Here is an 18,171-nt window from a genome sequence, read left to right on the forward strand (position 1 = left end):
GGCCGGCCGCGGAACGGCCGGCCTCCGCCTCACAGCCGGGGGTCGACCGGCTCCGACTCCAGGGCCAGCACCCCGAACACCGCCTCGTGGACCCGCCACAGCGGCTCGCCGTCCGCGAGGCGGTCCAGGGCCTCCAGGCCGAGCGCGTACTCCCGGATCGCCAGGGACCGCTTGTGGTTGAGGAACCGGTTCCGCAGCCGGGCCAGGTTGTCGGGGCGGGTGTACTCGGGACCGTAGATGATCCGCAGGTACTCGCGGCCCCGGCACTTGATGCCGGGCTGGACCAGCCGGCCCTTCGGGTCTCGCACCACCGCGCCGAGCGGCTTGACGACCATGCCCTCCCCGCCCTCGCCGGTCAGCTCCAGCCACCAGTCGACACCGGCCCGCACCGACTCCGGGTCCCCGGTGTCGACGTACCGGCGCCCGGTGGTCCGCAGCAGGCCGGTCGGGTCGTTCTCCACCAGCCGGTCCAGCAGGGCGAGCTGCTCGTCGTGCGGGAGCGCGGCGAGGCTGCGGCCCTGTACCGCGAGGATCTGGAAGGGTGCGAGGCGCACCCCGTCCAGGCCCTCGGTGGTCCAGCAGTAGCGGCGGTAGGCGTCGGTGAACGCGGCCGCGTCGGCGGCGCGTTCACGCTGCCGGGCGAGCAGCCCGGTCAGGTCCACGCCGCGTGCCGCCGCGCCCTCCAGAGCGGCCAGCGCGCCAGGGAACACCGCGCCGGAGGCGGCGCCCACGGCCGCGTACTGGGTGCGCAGCAGGCCGGCGGCCTTGAGCGACCAGGGAAGCAGTTCGGCGTCGAGCAGGAGCCAGTCGGTGCCGAGTTCGTCCCAGAGTCCGGCCGCGTCGACCGCGCCGCGGATCCGGCCGAGGATCTCCTCGGTGACCGACTCGTCGTCGAAGAACGGGCGTCCGGTGCGGGTGTACAGGGAGCCGGTGGGGCCGGGCGCGACGCCGAAGCGCTTGCGCGCCGCCTCCTCGTCCCGGCACACCAGGGCCACCGCCCGCGAACCCATGTGCTTCTCCTCGCACACGACCCGGGCGACCCCGTCCTCGGCGAACTGCGCGAACGCCTCCGCCGGGTGCTCCAGGTAACCCTCGACGTGACTCGTGGCGGTCGGGGCCATCGTCGGCGGCAGGTACGGCAGCAGGCGCGGGTCGACCGCGAAGCGGCTCATCACCTCCAGGGCGGCCGCCGCGTTCTCCTCGCGGACGGCGATCCGGCCCTGGTGCCGGGTCTCCACGGCCCGTCGCCCGTGCACGTCCGCCAGGTCGAGCGGGCGCCCGTCCTGGCCGCCGGGCGCCTGGGTGCGCAGCGGCCGGGCCGGCTCGTACCAGACCCGCTCGGCCGGTACGTCGACCAGTTCGCGCTCCGGCCAGCGCAGCGCGGTCAGCTTGCCGCCGAAGACGGCACCGGTGTCCAGGCAGATGGTGTTGTTGAGCCAGCTCGCCTCGGGGACCGGGGTGTGGCCGTAGACGACGGCCGCCCGGCCCCGGTAGTCCTCGGCCCAGGGGTAGCGCACCGGCAGGCCGAACTCGTCGGTCTCGCCGGTGGTGTCGCCGTACAGCGCGTGCGAGCGGACCCGGCCGGAGGTGCGGCCGTGGTACTTCTCGGGCAGCCCGGCGTGGCAGACCACCAGCCTGCCGCCGTCGAGGACGTAGTGGCTGACGAGTCCGTCGATGAACTCCCGTACCTGCCGGGTGAACTCCTCGCTCTCCCCGGCCATCTGCTCGATCGTCTCGGCCAGTCCGTGGGTGTGCTGGACCTGGCGGCCCTTGAGATACCGCCCGAACTTGTTCTCGTGGTTGCCGGGCACGCACAGGGCGTTGCCCGACCCCACCATCGACATCACCCGGCGCAGCACGCCGGGGCTGTCCGGGCCGCGGTCGACGAGGTCGCCGACGAACACGGCGGTACGGCCCTCGGGGTGCACCCCGTCGGAGTAGCCCAACTCGCCGAGCAGGGACTCCAGTTCCGAGGAGCAGCCGTGGATGTCGCCGACGATGTCGAAGGGGCCGGTGAGGTGGGTGAGGTCGTTGAACCGCTTCTCGGTGACGACGGTCGCCGCCTCGGCCTCCTCGACCCCGCGCAGGACGTGCACCTTGCGGAAGCCCTCGCGCTCCAGGTGCCTGAGGGAGCGCCGGAGTTCACGGATGTGCCGCTGGATGACCCGGCGGGGCATGTCGGCCCGGTCGGTGCGGGCCGCGTTGCGCTCGGCGCACACCTCCTCGGGGACGTCAAGAACGATCGCGATGGGCAGCACGTCGTACTTCTTCGCCAGGTCGATCAGCCGGCGCCGGGACTCCTGCTGCACGCTGGTCGCGTCGACGACCGTACGGCGGCCGGCGGCCAGCCGCTTGCCCGCGATGTAGTGCAGCACGTCGAAGGCGTCCTTGGTGGCGCCCTGGTCGTTCTCGTCGTCGGAGACCAGTCCCCGGCAGAAGTCGGAGGAGATCACCTCGGTCGGCTTGAAGTGGCGTCGCGCGAAGGTGGACTTGCCGGAGCCCGAGGCTCCGATCAGGACCACCAGGGAGAGGTCGGTGACGGGCAGGACCCGTCCTGCTGTCCGCTCGGTCATGCCGCCTTCGCCTCCTTCACGGCGGAAGTGGTGGTGTTCAGCTGGAAGACGGCCATCTGGGTGGGCGGGCCGACCTCGGGGTCGTCGGGGCCGACGGGAACGAAACCGACCTCGTAGCCGTGGAGTTCGGCGACCCGGCCGGCCCAGGCGCGGAACTCCTCGCGGGTCCACTCGAAGCGGTGGTCGCCGTGCCGGACGTGTCCGGCGGGGAGGGTCTCCCAGCGGACGTTGTACTCGACGTTCGGTGTGGTCACCAGGACCGTGCGCGGCCGGGCCGCGCCGAACACGGCGTACTCCAGGGCGGGCAGCCGGGGCAGGTCGAGGTGTTCGATCACCTCGGAGAGCACGGCCGCGTCGTACCCCTTGAGCCGCTGGTCGGTGTAGGCCAGCGAGCCCTGGAGGAGCGTGACGCGGGACGCCTGCCGCTCGCCCATGCGGTCCAGCTTGAGACGGCGCGCGGCGATGGTGAGCGCCCGCACCGACACGTCGATGCCGACGATCTCGGTGAAGGCGGGGTCCTTCAGCAGCGCCTGCACCAACTGGCCCTGGCCGCAGCCGAGGTCGAGGACCCGGGCGGCGCCGGACCGGCGCAGCGCGTCGAGGATCGCCTCCCGGCGCCGGACCGCGAGCGGTGTCGGCCGCTCCTCGGTCTCCGTCTCCTCCGCGACCGCGTTGTCGATCTGCTCGACCTCGCTGTCGTCGGTCTCGGCGAGCCGCACCAGCTCCAGCCGCTCCATCGCCTGGCGGGCCAGCGACCAGCGGCGGGAGAGGTAGCGGGTGGTGATGAGCTTCTGCTCGGGGTGGCCGGGCAGCCAGCCCTCACCGGCGCGCAGCAGCTTGTCGACCTCCTCGGCGGACACCCAGTAGTGCTTGGCGTCGTCGAGGACCGGGAGCAGGACGTAGAGGTGGCGCAGCGCCTCGGCGAGGGTCAGCGACTCCGCCTCCAGCACGAGCGCGACGTACCGCGAGTCACCCCACTCCGGGAACGCGGGGTCCAGGGCGACCGGTTCGGCGGTCACCGTCCAGCCCAGCGGCTCGAAGAGCTGCCGGACGAGACCGGGACCGCCGCGCGCGGGCAGCGCGGGCACCTCGATGCGCAGCGGCCGCGGCCGCTCCGGGGCGTCGGGCCGGGCCCGGCACACTCCGCGCATCGCGCTGGAGAAGACGTTGCCTATCGCCACGGCGAGCAGTGAGGAGGCCGCGTACGGGCGGTCGTTGACGTACTGCGCGAGCGCCGCGTCCGGGGCACCGCCGCGTCCCTTGCCCTTGCCGCGCCGGACCAGCGCCACCGCGTCGACCTCGAGGAGCAGCGCCGCCGTGCAGAGCCCGGGATCCGCCTGCGGGTAGAAGACGTGCGCGATGCCGTAGGACGTCGAGAAGGTCTGCGCGTTGTCGGGGTGCTTGTGCAGCAGGTACCCGAGGTCGGTCGCGGGACGGTCGGCTGTGCCGGTGGTGGTGATCGTCAGGAACACGGTGGGTCGCCTCGAAACGGGTCAGCAAAGGGTGCGAAAGCGCTGGTCGTGCGCTCACGCGCGGTTCCAACGTACAGAGCCTCGCCGGGCGGGGCGGAGTAATTTCCCGGCGCTACGGGACAGCCCTTAGCGGTCGGCCCGCCGCCAGGCACCGACGCCGAGCTTCCCGGTGGTCCCGAGATCCAGGTTCGGGGTGACCGTCACGGGCGCGGCGCCCGGCTTCGCCAGGACCCGGACGTACGGCACGTTCACCGCGGTGCCCGCGAGCGTCGTGTTGCGCCAGACCAGACCGGAGAGGGCGGTCTCACCGGGCCTGAGGACGAGCGGGGCGGGCGGGACGTCGAGGCCGGTGCCGGTGGCGACGGCGGCGCCGCCGTGCAGGACGCGGATGCCGTCGACGGGTGCGAGGTCGTCGTCCAGCAGGCTCAACCGCGGGTAGCCGTCGAGCGCGTAGTCCCGCTTCCCGCAGTTCTCCAGGTGGAGTCCGACGACGCGCAGGCCCATCGCGGCGTCGCCGTCGTCGGCCCACAGCCGCACGCCCGAGGAGGGGCAGGCGCCGGCCTCGGACGGTGCCTCGTCGGCCGGGACCCTGGTGACCTCGGCGACCTTCACCCGGGTCACCGGGGAGGCGCCGGGGGCGAGCGCGCCGAGGGCGACGGTCCCGCTGGTGCTGCGGCCCGGCCCGACCCCGCGCACGGTCACCTTCCTGTTCGCCATGACCGCGCCGGTGTCCGTCGTGAAGTCGAAGAGCACGGTGTAGGTCAGGGCCCGGTCGCCGTCGTTGCTGACCTGGTACGCGGCGGAGATGCCGGAGTCGCCGGGCAGCCGGTCCGCGTGCACCCCGTCCGGGGTGACGGACGGTGTCGGGGAGACGGTGGGGACGGTGACCGAGGTGATCCGTACGCCGTCCACCGGCGGGTCGGTGACGGTGGCGCGGGGAACCGGGACGGACGCGCCGGTGTCCGCGTGTTCCACGCCGCACGCCGTGGCCAGGAGAAGTGCGGTGGCGGGAGCGAGGAGGCGGGAGTGGGGTCTGCGCATCCGGCCACCTCATCAGGGGAAGCCCCGAACTCCTGTGATGGAAGCCATAGTTCCGGTCACAGCCGCGTCACAGCCGGCCGGATGCGCGGGCCCGGCCCGGTTACGACAGCTGCGTCTGGACCTGGGCGGAGATCAGCTCCAGGTGGTCCAGGTCGGACAGGTCGAGGATCTGGAGGTAGAAGCGCTGCGCGCCGACCTCCGCGTAACGGCCGATCTTGTCGACCACCTCGGCCGGGGTGCCGGCCAGGCCGTTCGCCTTCAGCTCGTCGACCTCACGGCCGATGGCGGCGGCGCGGCGGGCGACCTCCTGGTCGTCCTTGCCGACGCAGGCCACGAGGGCGTTGGAGTACGTCAGGTCGTCGCCCTTGCGGCCGGCCGCCTCGGCGGCGGCACGCACCCGCCCGAACTGGGCGGCGCTGTCCTCGATCGACGCGAACGGCATGTTGAACTCGTCGGCGTACCGTGCGGTCAGCTTCGGGGTGCGGGTGGCGCCGTGGCCGCCGATCAGCACCGGGATCCGCGCCTGGGCGGGCTTGGGGAGCGCGGGCGAGTCGGTGAGGTCGTAGTAGGCGCCGTGGAAGTCGAAGGTCTCGCCGGCCTTCGTCTCCCAGAGCCCGGTGACGATGGCCAGCTGCTCCTCCAGGCGGCCGAACTTCTCCTTCGGGAAGGGAATGCCGTACGCCTTGTGCTCCTCCTCGAACCAACCGGCGCCGAGGCCGAGTTCGACCCGGCCGCCGGACATCTGGTCGACCTGCGCGACCTGGATGGCGAGCACGCCGGGCAGCCGGAAGGTGCCGGCCGTCATGAGGGTGCCGAGGCGGATCCGCTTGGTCTCGCGGGCCAGCCCGGCCAGGGTGATCCAGGCGTCGGTGGGGCCGGGCAGGCCGTCCACGTCGCCCATCTTCAGGTAGTGATCGGAGCGGAAGAAGGCGTCGAACCCGAGTTCCTCGGTCGCCTTGGCGACGGTGAGGAGGGTGTCGTAGCTCGCGCCCTGCTGGGGCTCGGTGAAGATGCGAAGGTCCATACGTCCATCCTGCCTGCCCCGGGCGCCGTCCACCGCATCGGCACCGGCCGTCACACGCGTCCCCGCCAGGGTGAAAACCGCCGACGGCTGGGCCCGGGGCGGAGCGGGCCAGTGACCGGCCTGTCCGGTGATCGTTGGCCGTTGGGAGCCGGGCCGTCCGGCACCCGCGCCGGACGGTCCTCGCCACCGCGCGCAGTCCGTGGTCCGCCGGCGGCGGACCGGGGGGCCGAGGAGGCCGTCTTGTCCGAAGAGTCCTTTCCCGAGCAGAGCGATCCCTCCGATCCACCGAAGGGACTGCTCCAGCAGATGGAGGAGCTCATGGCCGCGCTCAACGCGGACCTGTCCGACCTGCACAGGGAGGCGGGCTTCACCGACTGCGACTCCCGGGAATGCGTCGGCGGCCCGCTGAACGACTAGGCCTGCCGGGCCGGGGGCCCGTGACCGGGCGGGCGCGTCGGCCGGGCACGTCGTCGGCCGGGCGCGTCGCCACCCGGGCACGTCGTCGGCCGGACTTCGCCAACGGCCCCCTCACCGCTCGGGCTCGTCACGGGGCAGGCCCGTCACCGGCCGGGCCCCTCACCGCCGTGGCCCGTCACCGGCCGGGGCTGTCGCCACCTGGGCTCGTCATCGGCGGGGCCTGTCGCCACCCGGGCCCGTAGCCGGCCGGAGGGTGGCTCGCGGCGTCGGGTGGGCGCGCTCGGCGTGCGGGGCACCGGCGTACCGCACGTCCACGGGCCCGTGGACGGAGTACGGCCTCGCGCCGGTGCGCGGCTCCGCGCCGGTGAGCCGCTCCGTGTCCGTCGCCCCGGCTGCGCCGCACGCGGTCAGCCGTCGCGGACTTCCTCTCGTGCCGCCAGCTTGCGCAGCATCTCCAGCACGCGGTCCCGGGACTCGTCGGCCGCGTCGATGGCCTCCATGCACTGCCAGTACGCCGCTTCGTCGGCCGCCGCGCTGGCCATGCCGACCAGCGTGATGCCGACCTCGGCGAGGAGGCCGCCGAGGGAGAGAAGCGTGGCACGGGCGTCTTCCAGTTCGGTGAGCTGGGCGGCACGCAGAGTCCCGGGGTCCAGGTCGGGGGCGCCCAGGATCCCGCAGCCCCGGCCCGCCAGCTCGGTCAGGCCGAGTGCCTCGCCGCGCAGCTCGGGCGGACCGGAGACGGCGAGCCGGCTGCCGATCGCCTGGGCCAGCGCCTGGGCCTGCCACACCTCGGTCATCATCTCCGGTACACCCGCACCGCTCGCCAGCGCCCGTCTGCTCGCCACGATGAGCCGCATCGCGTCCATCCGCCGCCCCGTCCCCGTCGGTCCAACTGCCCTGCACCAGTCAGTAGTTCACTACCCAGAGTGAAGGCGCCCGAGACGTACAGCCAGAGGAAGGGGGAAATCTGTGGACAACAATTCGGATTCGGGCGGGCTTTTGGCTACCCAGCGTTACCCAGGAGGACCGTCGACCCGTCGAAAACCCCGTCAGGCGGGCGGGAAGCGCTTCTCGTTGCGTTCGATCTTCGCGTCCAGCGCGGCCAGCGGGTCGATGTCCAGTACCCCGCAGAGCTGGAGCAGATAGGACAGGACGTCGGCGACCTCGTCGGTGACCTTGGGCGCGGTGTCCGGGTCGGCCATCACCCGGGCGGACTCCTCCGGGGTCAGCCACTGGAAGATCTCGACCAGTTCGGAGGCCTCCACGCTGAGGGCGGCCACCAGGTTCTTGGGCGTGTGGTACTGCTGCCAGTCACGGGCGGCGGCGAACTCGGCCAGCCGGCGCTGGAGCTTCGTCACGTCGAGGGGTTCTTCGTCGGTCACGCGTCCAGGTGTACCACTGTGATCGCCCCGGCTTCGGCGGCCCGGTCCACGTCGCCCACCGCGCCGACGAAGCGGATGTGACCGCGCTCGCCCATCAGGGCGGCGGTGCGCAGGAGTTCGGCGCGCTGCCGGGGGTCGAGGCAACGGTCGAAGCCGTCGGCGAGGACGGTGAGGCCGCGCATGGCGTCGGGGACCTCACCGGGTGCGTCCACCTCCAGGACGCCGGGGCCGGTGAAGAGCACCAGGGAGAGGGCGAGGTAGCGCAGCTCGCCGTCGCCGAGCCTGGCCAGCTCCGAACGGTGGCCGTCCCCGCGGTCGAGCAGCGCCCGGACCGTACCGTCGCCGAGCGGTTCGGCGAGCAGGTCGGCCACGGGACCAGCGCAGCCGGTGCGCACCGCGTCGACGAGCAGTCCGTGCCGGCGCCCGCACTCCGAGCGGGTGCGCCACAGGACGTCGGCGAGGTTGCCGCAGCCGCGCAGGAGGCGCCCCGTTCCGGTGAGGACGGGGGTGCGCATCTCCTCGGGGCGCGGGTCGCAGGCGAACACGGACCGCAGGGCGACGACCATCTGCTCCGCGGCGGCGAGGACCCGGCGCTGGCCGTCGGTCTTCCCCGCGACACGCAACGGCAGCAGGGCGGTGCCGAGCCGGTCGTCGGGCAGCGGGGCCCGGGTCACCGGGGAGCTGCCCGCCGTGTGCCAGGCGGCCTGCACGCTCCGGCGCCCCGGGTCGCGCAGCGCGGTCTCCAGCAGTACCAGACCGCCGGCGGTCAACCGCTCACCGACGATGCGGAGTTCGGGCTCGGCCTGCACGGCGACATCGAGCCGTACGGGGCCTTCGGCGCCGTCCGCCGTGCAGCCGATCCGGAACCCCCGTCGGCGCTGCGCGTCGGGACGGGCGCGTTCCGGCACCAGTGCGACGGGATCGGGGAACACCTCCGTGACCGAGGCCCCGCCACCGAGTCGGGCGAGCGCCTCGTAGGCCGCGAGCACCGTCGACTTCCCGCTGCCGCTGGGCCCGGCGAGAAGCGTGACCGGCCCCAGCGGAAAAGACGCTCCGCGATGCCGCCCGAAGGCCGAGAGCCGGAGCTCGGTGACCCGGGGACGGGGGTCACACCGGGGGGCGGCCACGGGGGGCGCGGGGGCCGGGACGGCCGACGGGAGTGCGGAATCACCGGGCGTCGGGGTACGGCCCGGGGCGGGACCGGTGGACGGGGCGGAGCGGGGCGCGGGTGAGGTGGAGGGCAGGGCCATACGCGGACCGTACGGCCCCGGCCGACCGGCAAACCGTTCCGCCGTCGCGACCTTCCTACGATCGAGGGACGAGGACGCCCCCGTCCACGACCGGCACGCCGACGGCCGGCCCGTGCACCGGCACCCCGCCGCCACAGCCACAGCCGCAGCCGCAGCCGCAGCCGAGGAGACCGTGCGGGCCGCACCATCGACGGAGCGGGGCGAGCACACCACCGACGGACCGAGACGAACACGGCCACCACGTCGGCCATGGGCCGGGGCGGGCACACCGTCATTCACCGACAAGGTTGCGGTTGGCGCCTTCCGCTCGCCCGGGAGACGAGCCGTGGCCGTGCCCGCCGTCGCGAAGGAGAGCACGCCCGCCACCCGCCGGACCGGGTTCGCCGGGAGCCGGCAGCCGGTTCAGCCGGTTCAGCCGCCCGAGACTCCCGCGTCCTGCATCAGGCCGCTGACCTCGGTGCCGGGCGGGGTGAGGAGGAAGACGTTGCGGTCCACCCGGTGCATCCCGCTCGCCAGGCCGAAGACGACTCCCGTGCTGAAGTCGAGGACGCGCTTGGCGGTCTCCGTCTCCGCGCCGGTCAGGTCGAGCAGCACCGGTATGCCGGCCATCAGCGTCTCGGCGACCTCCCGCGCGTCGGCGAAGACGTTCACCCGCAGCACCACGAACCGGCGCCGTGTCTCGGTCTCCGCGTCCGGCAGCGACCGGTGGCCCACCGAGGACGGCCAGGCGTCGCGGCCCCGCAGCGGCACGACCTGGGCGAGCCCCTCCCACTGTTCATCGGTGACGTCGTAACGGCTCACCGGCTCCCCCTGACCTGACTCACACTCGATGCCTGCACCAGCCAATTCTTACGCCAAGTCATCCGTTCGGCCCAACAGCGACACGAAGGGCGAGCGACTGTGGGCGCTCATGCGGGGGAGAAGGAATATTGTCACTATTAGGGCGATTGCCGCGCATTGGGGGCTTCTTACTGCCCTCACACCGGACTCTTCTCCTCCTTCGGCGTCCCGTTCACCGCCCGGGATTAGCGTCCGGTACGTGCACTTGGCAGAAACACGGCAGGTGACACCCGACCGGCGGACACAGTCGGCGGTGTCCGCCGCCCCGGGGGATCCCCGGGATCCCGAGCCCTCCGCGCCCCCCGTCCCCTGGCACCGCGCCCTCACCCTCCTCGCCGACGTCTCCCTGTTCATCGGCACCCGGTCGGTGTGGACACAGGCGGCCACCCACCACCTGGTGCTGGCGGCCCTGATCTCCCTCTGCTACGCCTCGATCCTGGTGACCGGCGTGCTGACCCTGACCGTGCGCAGGACCCGGTCGCTGGCCCGCCTGGACCTGCTGGTCCTGGTCACGGCGGCGATCCTCGCCCTGTGCGCCTGGGCACTGAACCACAACGGCGGCGACGAGGGCGTCCTCACCACCCAGGCGGCCAGGGAACTCGTCAGCGGCCACGCCGTCTACGGGCAGCCCTGGCCCTGGCTCTTCCACGGCACGGGCATCGCGCTGACGCCGACGACAGGCGGCGGCTACGACTACACCTACGGCTATCCCCCGCTGGCCCCGCTGCTCACCGTCCCGCTGCTGTGGCTCGGCCACTCCGGCGCCCCGGCGACGGCGCTGTGCACGCTCGCGCTGATCGCGGGCACGGTCACGTTGTGGCGGATGCTCCCGGTCCCGTGGCGGTCGGCGGCGACGCTGGCCTGTCTGGGATTCGGTTTCCTGTCGACGTACGCCCGGGTCGGCTACCCGGCGATCATCGGGCTGGCCCTGCTGATCCCGGTGGCGGTGCGCTGGCCGCGGATCGGGGCGGGCGGCCGGCTGGGCACGGCCGGGATCGCCCGGGCCGCGTGCCTGGGCGCCGCGTGCGCGGCGCAGCAACTGCCCTGGTTCGTCACGCCGTTCCTGCTGGCCGGGATCTACGCGGTGCGGCGCGGGGAACTGGGCGGCCGGGCCGCCGCCCTGGTGCTGCTGCGGTTCACCGGCGTCGCCGTCACGGTCTGGCTGCTGATCAACACGTACTTCGCCGTGTCCGATCCCGGCCGCTGGCTGGCCGGGATCGCGCTGCCGCTGACCCAGGGCGCCGTGGTGCACGGCCAGGGCCTGGTGGACGTCACGCTGTACTTCACCGACGGCGGCGACCGTATCGACTGGTACTCGCACGCCAGCATGCTGCTCGCGGCCGCACTGCTCGCCCTGTTCGTGCTGTTCGTACGGCGCCTCGGCCCGGTGGCGACCGTGCTGCCCTGGCTCGCCTTCTTCCTGGCGACGCGTTCGCAGGACGGCTACTACCTGCTGATGACCCCGCTGTGGCTGGCGGCCGCCGTCACCGCGCCGCTGTCGGAGTTCGAGCGCGCCTGGCAGCCGCGGCCGGCGTTTCCGAGGAGACCCCGGCGCCGGGCCCTCCTGTTCGGGACGGTGGTCCTGCTGTTCACCCCGGCGCTGGTGAGCGCGGTCCTCGCGGTGTCGGGCAGGCCACCGCTGCGGATGGAGGTCACCGCGCTGCGCCGGGCCGAGCGGTCGGCCTCGGTGGTCCGGGCGATGACGCTGCGGGTGGTGAACACCGGGAACTCGCCGCTCACCCCGCACTACACGCTCACCACCGGGCAGGGCATGAGCCGCTACTGGCTGCTGGTGCGGGGCCCGGCGACGATTCCCGGGCACGGCTCGGCGAGCGTCGAACTGCGGCCGCCGGACGGCCGGTTCGGGATCCCCGCGAAGCCGAGCACCCGGATCCGGCTGCGCGCCTTCACGGCGGACCCGCAGACCCTGTCCAGCGAGGACGTCACCCCGCGGTTCACCCGCCCGGCGGTCAGGCCGCCGCGCGGGTGAAGCGCAGGGTGGCGGTCACCGTGGTCGGGCCGCCCATCATGCGCATCTGGTTGAAGGTGAGCCCGAACTCCTCGCGCGTCACCGTGAACTCCGTCCGAAGCGTCAGCCCGTCGGCATCGGCCGAGACCAGTTCCGCGGTGACCTGCTGCGGCCTGCTGACGCCCCGGACGGTCAACTGGCCGTCGACGCGCACCACTCCGTCCGCGTCCCGTTCGGCGCCGCGCACCGCGAAGGTGATCTCCGGATGGTTGGCGGCGTCGAGGAAGTCGGCGGAGCGCAGGTGGTCGTCCCGCTTCTTGTTCTTGGTGTCCAGGGTGGCCGCGTCGATCACCAGTGTGCCGGTGGCGGTGCCGTCGGCGGCCACCTCGCCCCGGCCGGTGACGCCCGTGAAGGCGCCCTTGACGGTGACCAGACCCCACACCGACTTGTGCCGGACGGCGACGGTGGTGGCGGTCGGGTCGAGCTGCCAGAGGCCGGTTTCCACGGTGACGGTCATGGCCGTGCTCCGATCGCTTGATGGTTCAAATTTGGATGACTTCGGTACGGCTGCACGCTAGCCCAATATCCAAATTTGGACAACAGGTAGACTCGATGCCATGACCGCGGCCCACGACGACCCCGCAGAGCTGCCCGTATGCCCGTCCCACGCGGGCGACGGGCTACTCCCGGACGAGCTGCGCGCCTGGATGCTGCTGCTGGCCGCGACGGGCTCGGTCGAGCAGCGGCTGCGGTCGGTCGTGAAGAAGACGCTGGACGTCTCCCACGACGAGTTCCTGATCCTGTGCCTGCTGGCCGAGCAGCCGGGCGAGGGACTGCGGATGAGCCGGATCGCGGAGCTGCTGGGCCGCCCCAAGACCCGCCTCACCTACCAGATCGCCTGCCTCCAGCACGCCGGCCTGGTCACCCGCAAGGCCGTCTGCGACGACCGGCGGGGCATCGAGGTCGCCCTCACCGACAAGGCGCGCGGCCGCATCGAGGACGCCTCGGCCGCCCTCGCCGAGACGGTCGGCACGGCGTTCGCCCACGTGATCGGACCGGAGCAGCGCGAGGCCCTGGCCGCGCTCGTGCCGGCACCGGCCGACGACGCCCGCTGACCGCCGGAACCCGGCCTCGCCGGCCTCGCGAGGCGCAGGTCACAACCACGGAGAGGGCAAGGTCACAGCCCCGTCACCCGTGCACTTCTGACGCTCTGCCCTAGCATCCGAGCATGACGGTCCTGCCTGACGACGGGCTCTCACTGGCCGCCGAGTTCCCTGACGCGACACACGAGCAGTGGCAACACCTCGTGGAGGGTGTGCTGCGCAAGTCGGGCAGGGACGTCTCGGGCGAGGCCGCTGAGGACGCTCTGTCCACGACGCTGGAGGACGGGCTGCGCACCCGTCCCCTCTACACCGCGCGAGACACGGCCCCCGACCCCGGCCTGCCCGGCTTCGCGCCGTACGTGCGCGGCGCCCGGCCCGAGGGGGGCACCGCAGGCGGCTGGGACATAAGGCAGCGGCACGCGGCCGCTCCCGACGGCGCGGTCCTGGCCGATCTGGAGAACGGCGTCACCTCGCTCTGGCTGGCGGTCGGCCCGGACGGCATCCCGGTGTCCGGCCTGGCCCGCGCCCTCGACGGGGTCTTCCTCGACCTCGCCCCGGTGGTCCTCGACGCCGGCCGCGAGACACCGGAGGCGGCCGCCGAGCTGTTCCGGCTGTACGAGGAGAACGGCGTCGACCCCAGGGCCGTACGCGGCAATCTGGGCGCCGACCCGCTCGGGTTCGAGGCGCGTACGGGTGAGCCGCTGGACTTCGCACCCGCCATCGCCCTCGCGCGGCGGTGCGCGCAGGAGTTCCCGGGGCTGCGCGCCCTGACCGTGGACGCGCTGCCCTACCACGAGGCGGGCGGCTCGGCCGGGCAGGAGCTGGGCGCCTCGCTGGCCACCGGGGTGGCCTGCCTGCGGGAGCTGACCGAGGCCGGCATGGATGTCGAACAGGCCTTCGGGCAACTGGAGTTCCGGTACGCGGCCACCGCCGACCAGTTCCTGACCATCGCCAAGCTGCGCGCCGCGCGCCGGCTGTGGGCGCGGGTCGCCCAGGTCAGCGGGGCCCCGGACGCGGGCGCCCAGGTCCAGCACGCGGTCACCTCACCGGTGATGATGAGCCGCCGCGACCCGTGGGTGAACATGCTGCGCACCACGGTGGCCACGCTCGCCGCCGGGGTGGGCGGCGCCGAATCGGTCACCGTGCTGCCGTTCGACCACGCGCTCGGCCTGCCGGACGCGTTCGCCCGCCGCATCGCCCGCAACACCTCGACGATCCTGGTCGAGGAGTCGCACCTGGCCCGGGTCGTCGACCCGGCGGGCGGCTCCTGGTACGTGGAGCGGCTCACCGACGAACTCGCGCACGCGGGCTGGGAGTACTTCCGGTCGATCGAGCGGGACGGCGGCCAGGCGGCCGTACTGCGCTCCGGCCGGCTGCGCACCGACCTCGCGACCACCTGGGCGGAGCGCTCCAAGAAGCTCGCCAGGCGCCGTGAACCCGTCACCGGCGTCAGCGAGTTCCCGCTGCTGTCCGAGAAGACGCCGGTGCGTGAACCCGCCCCCGAGCCGCCGTCCGGCGGGCTTCCCCGGGTGCGCCGGGACGAGGCGTTCGAGGAGCTGCGCGCCCGCTCGGACGCCCACCTCGCGGCGACCGGCGCCCGGCCCCGGATCCACCTGGCGACGATCGGTCCGGCCGCCGCCTACACCGCCCGCGCCGGCTTCGCCGCCAACCTCTTCCAGGCCGGCGGCATCGAAACCGTCACCGGGGGCACCTTCGAGGAGAGCGGTGCCGGCGAGGCGGTGCTCTGCTCCAGCGACGCGCTCTACGCCGAACAGGCCGAGACGACGGCCCGGTCGCTGAAGGCAGCGGGTGCCGGGCACGTCTTCCTCGCCGGCCGGGGAGAGTACGCGGACGTCGACGCGTACGTCTTCGCGGGCTGCGACGCCGTGGCCGTGCTGTCCGAGACCCTTGACCGCATGGGAGTGTCCTGATGGGAATCCCCGACTTCTCCGGCATCGAGCTGGGGACCCCCGTCGCCGAGGGCGGTGACGCCGAGTGGCGTACGGCCGTCAAGCACGCCACCGGCGGCGAGGCCCCGGTGTGGGAGACCCCGGAGGGCATCGGGGTCAAGCCGCTCTACACCGGCCGCGACCTGGAGGGCCTGGACTTCCTCGGGACCTACCCGGGCGTCGCGCCGTACCTGCGCGGCCCCTACCCGACGATGTACGTCAACCAGCCGTGGACCATCCGCCAGTACGCGGGCTTCTCCACCGCCGAGGAGTCCAACGCCTTCTACCGGCGCAACCTCGCGGCCGGCCAGAAGGGCCTGTCGGTCGCCTTCGACCTGCCCACCCACCGGGGCTACGACAGCGACCACCCGCGGGTGACCGGTGACGTCGGCATGGCGGGCGTGGCCATCGACTCGATCTACGACATGCGCCAGCTGTTCGACGGGATCCCGCTGGACCGGATGACCGTGTCGATGACGATGAACGGCGCCGTGCTGCCGGTGCTCGCGCTGTACATCGTGGCCGCCGAGGAACAGGGCGTACCGCCCGAGAAGCTGGCCGGGACCATCCAGAACGACATCCTCAAGGAGTTCATGGTCCGCAACACCTACATCTATCCGCCGAAGCCGTCGATGCGGATCATCTCCGACATCTTCGCGTACACCTCGCAGCGGATGCCCCGCTACAACTCGATCTCCATCTCCGGCTACCACATCCAGGAGGCGGGCGCGACGGCCGACCTGGAGCTGGCGTACACCCTCGCGGACGGGGTCGAGTACATCCGGGCGGGACGCGAAGCCGGCCTGGACGTGGACGCGTTCGCCCCGCGCCTGTCCTTCTTCTGGGCGATCGGCATGAACTTCTTCATGGAGATCGCGAAGATGCGGGCGGCGCGGCTGCTGTGGGCCAAGCTGGTCGCGCAGTTCGACCCGAAGAACACCAAGTCCCTTTCCCTGCGCACCCATTCGCAGACCTCGGGCTGGTCGCTCACCGCGCAGGACGTCTTCAACAACGTGACGCGCACCTGTGTGGAGGCGATGGCCGCGACCCAGGGCCACACCCAGTCGCTGCACACCAACGCCCTCGACGAGGCGCTCGCGCTCCCGACGGACTTCTCGGCGCGCATCGCCCGCAACACCCAGCTGCTGATCCAGCAGGAGTCCGGGACGACCCGGGTCATCGACCCCTGGGGCGGCAGCGCCTACGTGGAGCGGCTCACCTACGACCTCGCGCGCAAGGCCTGGGCGCACATCCAGGAGGTCGAGCAGGCGGGCGGGATGGCCCAGGCCATCGACGCCGGCATCCCGAAGCTGCGCGTGGAGGAGGCGGCCGCGCGGACCCAGGCGCGGATCGACTCCGGACGGCAGCCGGTGATCGGCGTCAACAAGTACCGGGTGGACAGCGACGAGCAGATCGAGGTCCTCAAGGTCGACAACTCCTCGGTGCGCGCCCAGCAGATCGAGAAGCTGCGGCGGCTGCGGGCGGAACGGGACGACGTCGCGTGCCGGGCGGCGCTGGACGCGCTGACCCGGGCGGCCGACGGCGAGGGCAACCTGCTGGAGCTGGCGGTGGACGCGGCCCGCGCCAAGGCGACCGTCGGCGAGATCTCCGACGCCCTGGAGAAGGTGTACGGCCGGCACGCGAGCCAGATCCGTACGATCTCCGGTGTGTACCGCAACGAAGCCGGCGAGTCCCCGAACGTGGACCGCACCCGGGCCCTGGTCGACGCCTTCGACGAGGCCGAGGGGCGCCGTCCGCGCATCCTGGTCGCCAAGATGGGCCAGGACGGCCACGACCGCGGCCAGAAGGTGATCGCCACCGCCTTCGCCGACCTCGGCTTCGACGTCGACGTCGGCCCGCTGTTCCAGACCCCGGAGGAGGTCGCCCGCCAGGCGGTGGAGGCGGACGTCCACGTGGTCGGCGTGTCCTCGCTGGCGGCCGGCCACCTCACCCTCGTACCGGCGCTGCGCGAGAAGCTCGCCGAGGAGGGCCGGGCGGACATCATGATCGTGGTCGGCGGCGTGATCCCGCCGCAGGACGTGCCGACCCTCCTGGAGATGGGCGCCACCGCGGTGTTCCCGCCCGGCACGGTGATCCCGGACGCGGCCTACGACCTGGTGAAGCGGCTGTCGGCGGAACTCGGGCACGACCTGTGATCGATGTCGACGCCTACGCCAAGGGTGTGCTCGACCACAAGCGCGCGGTCGTCGCCCGCGCCATCACCCTGGTCGAGTCCACCCGGCCGCAGCACCGCGTGCTGGCACAGGAGCTGCTGACCGAGCTGCTCCCGCACAGCGGCCGGGCGCGGCGGATCGGCATCAGCGGGGTGCCGGGCGTGGGCAAGTCGACGTTCATCGACGCGTTCGGGACCATACTGACCGGCCTCGGCCACCGGGTGGCCGTACTCGCCGTGGACCCGTCGTCCACCCGGACCGGCGGCTCGATCCTCGGTGACAAGACGCGGATGGAACGGCTGTCGGTCGACCCGAACGCCTTCGTCCGCCCCTCCCCCAGCGCGGGCACCCTCGGCGGGGTCACGAAGGCGACCCGCGAGTCGATGGTGGTCATGGAGGCCGCCGGGTACGACGTGATCCTGGTGGAGACCGTCGGTGTCGGGCAGTCCGAGACCGCGGTCGCCGACATGGTCGACTCCTTCCTGCTGCTCAGCCTGGCCCGCACCGGCGACCAGCTCCAGGGCATCAAGAAGGGCGTCCTCGAACTGGCCGACGTCATCGCCGTCAACAAGGCGGACGGCCCGCACGAACGGGACGCGCGGTCGGCGGCCCGGGAACTGGCGGGCGCGCTGCGGCTGATGCACGGCAAGGACGCGTTCTGGACTCCGCCGGTGCTGAGTTGCAGCGCCCGCGAGTCGACGGGCCTGGACGCCGTCTGGGAGCGCCTCGAGCAGCACCGGGCGCTGCTCGACTCCACCGGACGGCTCGCCGAGAAGCGCCGGGAACAGCAGGTCGGCTGGACCTGGTCGATGGTCCGGGACGAACTGCTGGGCCGGCTGTCCGCCAACCCGGCGGTGCGGGCGGCCGCCCCCGACCTGGAACGACAGGTCAGGGACGGCACGTTGACGGCGACACTGGCCGCCGAGCGGATCCTCCAGGCGTTCGGCGACTCCCCCGACGCGCCTCGGACCAGCTGA

The 18,171-nt window shown here is 72.9% G+C and carries 15 protein-coding genes; 6 read left to right on the top strand and 9 right to left on the bottom strand.

Annotated elements, in window-relative coordinates:
- Positions 1-29 precede the first annotated feature (29 nt).
- The 4 genes from ACFY3I_RS04360 to ACFY3I_RS04375 all read right to left on the bottom strand — a co-directional run bounded on the left by ACFY3I_RS04360 (position 30) and on the right by ACFY3I_RS04375 (position 6,110).
- Positions 30-2,573: a polynucleotide kinase-phosphatase gene (locus ACFY3I_RS04360; protein WP_390859256.1), complete on the bottom strand. Its 2,544-nt coding sequence runs from the start codon at positions 2,571-2,573 to the stop codon at positions 30-32.
- Positions 2,570-4,045, bottom strand: coding sequence for a 3' terminal RNA ribose 2'-O-methyltransferase Hen1 (locus ACFY3I_RS04365; protein WP_390859257.1), 1,476 nt, complete (start codon positions 4,043-4,045; stop codon positions 2,570-2,572). Before ACFY3I_RS04365 ends, ACFY3I_RS04360 begins: the two co-directional genes overlap by 4 nt.
- A gap of 126 nt (positions 4,046-4,171) precedes the next feature.
- Positions 4,172-5,086, bottom strand: a complete 915-nt coding sequence (locus ACFY3I_RS04370) for a DUF4232 domain-containing protein (protein ID WP_390859258.1) — start codon at positions 5,084-5,086, stop codon at positions 4,172-4,174.
- Positions 5,087-5,186: 100 nt separating this feature from the next.
- Positions 5,187-6,110 carry an LLM class F420-dependent oxidoreductase gene (locus ACFY3I_RS04375; RefSeq protein WP_390859259.1) on the bottom strand — a complete coding sequence of 308 codons (924 nt, stop codon included), beginning with the start codon at positions 6,108-6,110 and terminating at the stop codon, positions 5,187-5,189.
- A 240-nt stretch (positions 6,111-6,350) separates the two neighbouring features.
- Between ACFY3I_RS04375 and ACFY3I_RS04380 the strand changes: the two genes are divergently transcribed.
- Positions 6,351-6,527, top strand: coding sequence for a hypothetical protein (locus tag ACFY3I_RS04380; protein ID WP_390859260.1), 177 nt, complete (start codon positions 6,351-6,353; stop codon positions 6,525-6,527).
- A 407-nt stretch (positions 6,528-6,934) separates the two neighbouring features.
- Here the strand turns inward: ACFY3I_RS04380 and ACFY3I_RS04385 are convergent, their stop codons facing one another.
- The 4 genes from ACFY3I_RS04385 to ACFY3I_RS04400 form a co-directional block, all read right to left on the bottom strand.
- Positions 6,935-7,393: a DUF6099 family protein gene (locus ACFY3I_RS04385; protein ID WP_365288791.1), complete on the bottom strand. Its 459-nt coding sequence runs from the start codon at positions 7,391-7,393 to the stop codon at positions 6,935-6,937.
- A gap of 183 nt (positions 7,394-7,576) precedes the next feature.
- Positions 7,577-7,909, bottom strand: coding sequence for a nucleotide pyrophosphohydrolase (locus ACFY3I_RS04390; protein ID WP_390859261.1), 333 nt, complete (start codon positions 7,907-7,909; stop codon positions 7,577-7,579).
- Positions 7,906-9,159 (bottom strand): ATP-binding protein, encoded by a 1,254-nt coding sequence (locus ACFY3I_RS04395; RefSeq protein WP_390859262.1) that lies wholly within the window; start codon positions 9,157-9,159, stop codon positions 7,906-7,908. The genes ACFY3I_RS04390 and ACFY3I_RS04395 overlap by 4 nt, the downstream gene beginning before the upstream one ends.
- 411 nt (positions 9,160-9,570) lie before the next feature.
- Positions 9,571-9,960 carry a cell division protein SepF gene (locus tag ACFY3I_RS04400; protein ID WP_365288788.1) on the bottom strand — a complete coding sequence of 130 codons (390 nt, stop codon included), beginning with the start codon at positions 9,958-9,960 and terminating at the stop codon, positions 9,571-9,573.
- A gap of 238 nt (positions 9,961-10,198) precedes the next feature.
- Between ACFY3I_RS04400 and ACFY3I_RS04405 the strand changes: the two genes are divergently transcribed.
- Positions 10,199-11,989 (top strand): hypothetical protein, encoded by a 1,791-nt coding sequence (locus tag ACFY3I_RS04405; RefSeq protein WP_390859263.1) that lies wholly within the window; start codon positions 10,199-10,201, stop codon positions 11,987-11,989.
- Here ACFY3I_RS04405 and ACFY3I_RS04410 read toward each other — a convergent pair.
- Complete coding sequence (locus tag ACFY3I_RS04410) at positions 11,970-12,485, bottom strand: YceI family protein (protein WP_365288787.1); 516 nt, start codon at positions 12,483-12,485, stop codon at positions 11,970-11,972. The two genes, ACFY3I_RS04405 and ACFY3I_RS04410, sit on opposite strands and share 20 nt — an antisense overlap.
- 100 nt (positions 12,486-12,585) lie before the next feature.
- Between ACFY3I_RS04410 and ACFY3I_RS04415 the strand changes: the two genes are divergently transcribed.
- The 4 genes from ACFY3I_RS04415 to meaB all read left to right on the top strand — a co-directional run bounded on the left by ACFY3I_RS04415 (position 12,586) and on the right by meaB (position 18,171).
- Entirely contained in the window at positions 12,586-13,083 is a 498-nt protein-coding gene (locus ACFY3I_RS04415) for a MarR family winged helix-turn-helix transcriptional regulator (RefSeq protein ID WP_390859264.1), read from the top strand.
- A gap of 113 nt (positions 13,084-13,196) precedes the next feature.
- Complete coding sequence (locus tag ACFY3I_RS04420; protein ID WP_390859265.1) at positions 13,197-15,002, top strand: methylmalonyl-CoA mutase family protein; 1,806 nt, start codon at positions 13,197-13,199, stop codon at positions 15,000-15,002.
- Positions 15,002-17,176, top strand: coding sequence for a methylmalonyl-CoA mutase (scpA, locus tag ACFY3I_RS04425; RefSeq protein ID WP_390859266.1), 2,175 nt, complete (start codon positions 15,002-15,004; stop codon positions 17,174-17,176). The genes ACFY3I_RS04420 and scpA overlap by 1 nt, the downstream gene beginning before the upstream one ends.
- Positions 17,173-18,171 (top strand): methylmalonyl Co-A mutase-associated GTPase MeaB, encoded by a 999-nt coding sequence (gene meaB, locus ACFY3I_RS04430; RefSeq protein WP_365288783.1) that lies wholly within the window; start codon positions 17,173-17,175, stop codon positions 18,169-18,171. The genes scpA and meaB overlap by 4 nt, the downstream gene beginning before the upstream one ends.

Origin of the sequence: Streptomyces sp. NPDC001068, assembly GCF_042897315.1 — a bacterium.
In the GTDB taxonomy this organism is placed as follows: Bacteria; Actinomycetota; Actinomycetes; order Streptomycetales; family Streptomycetaceae; genus Streptomyces.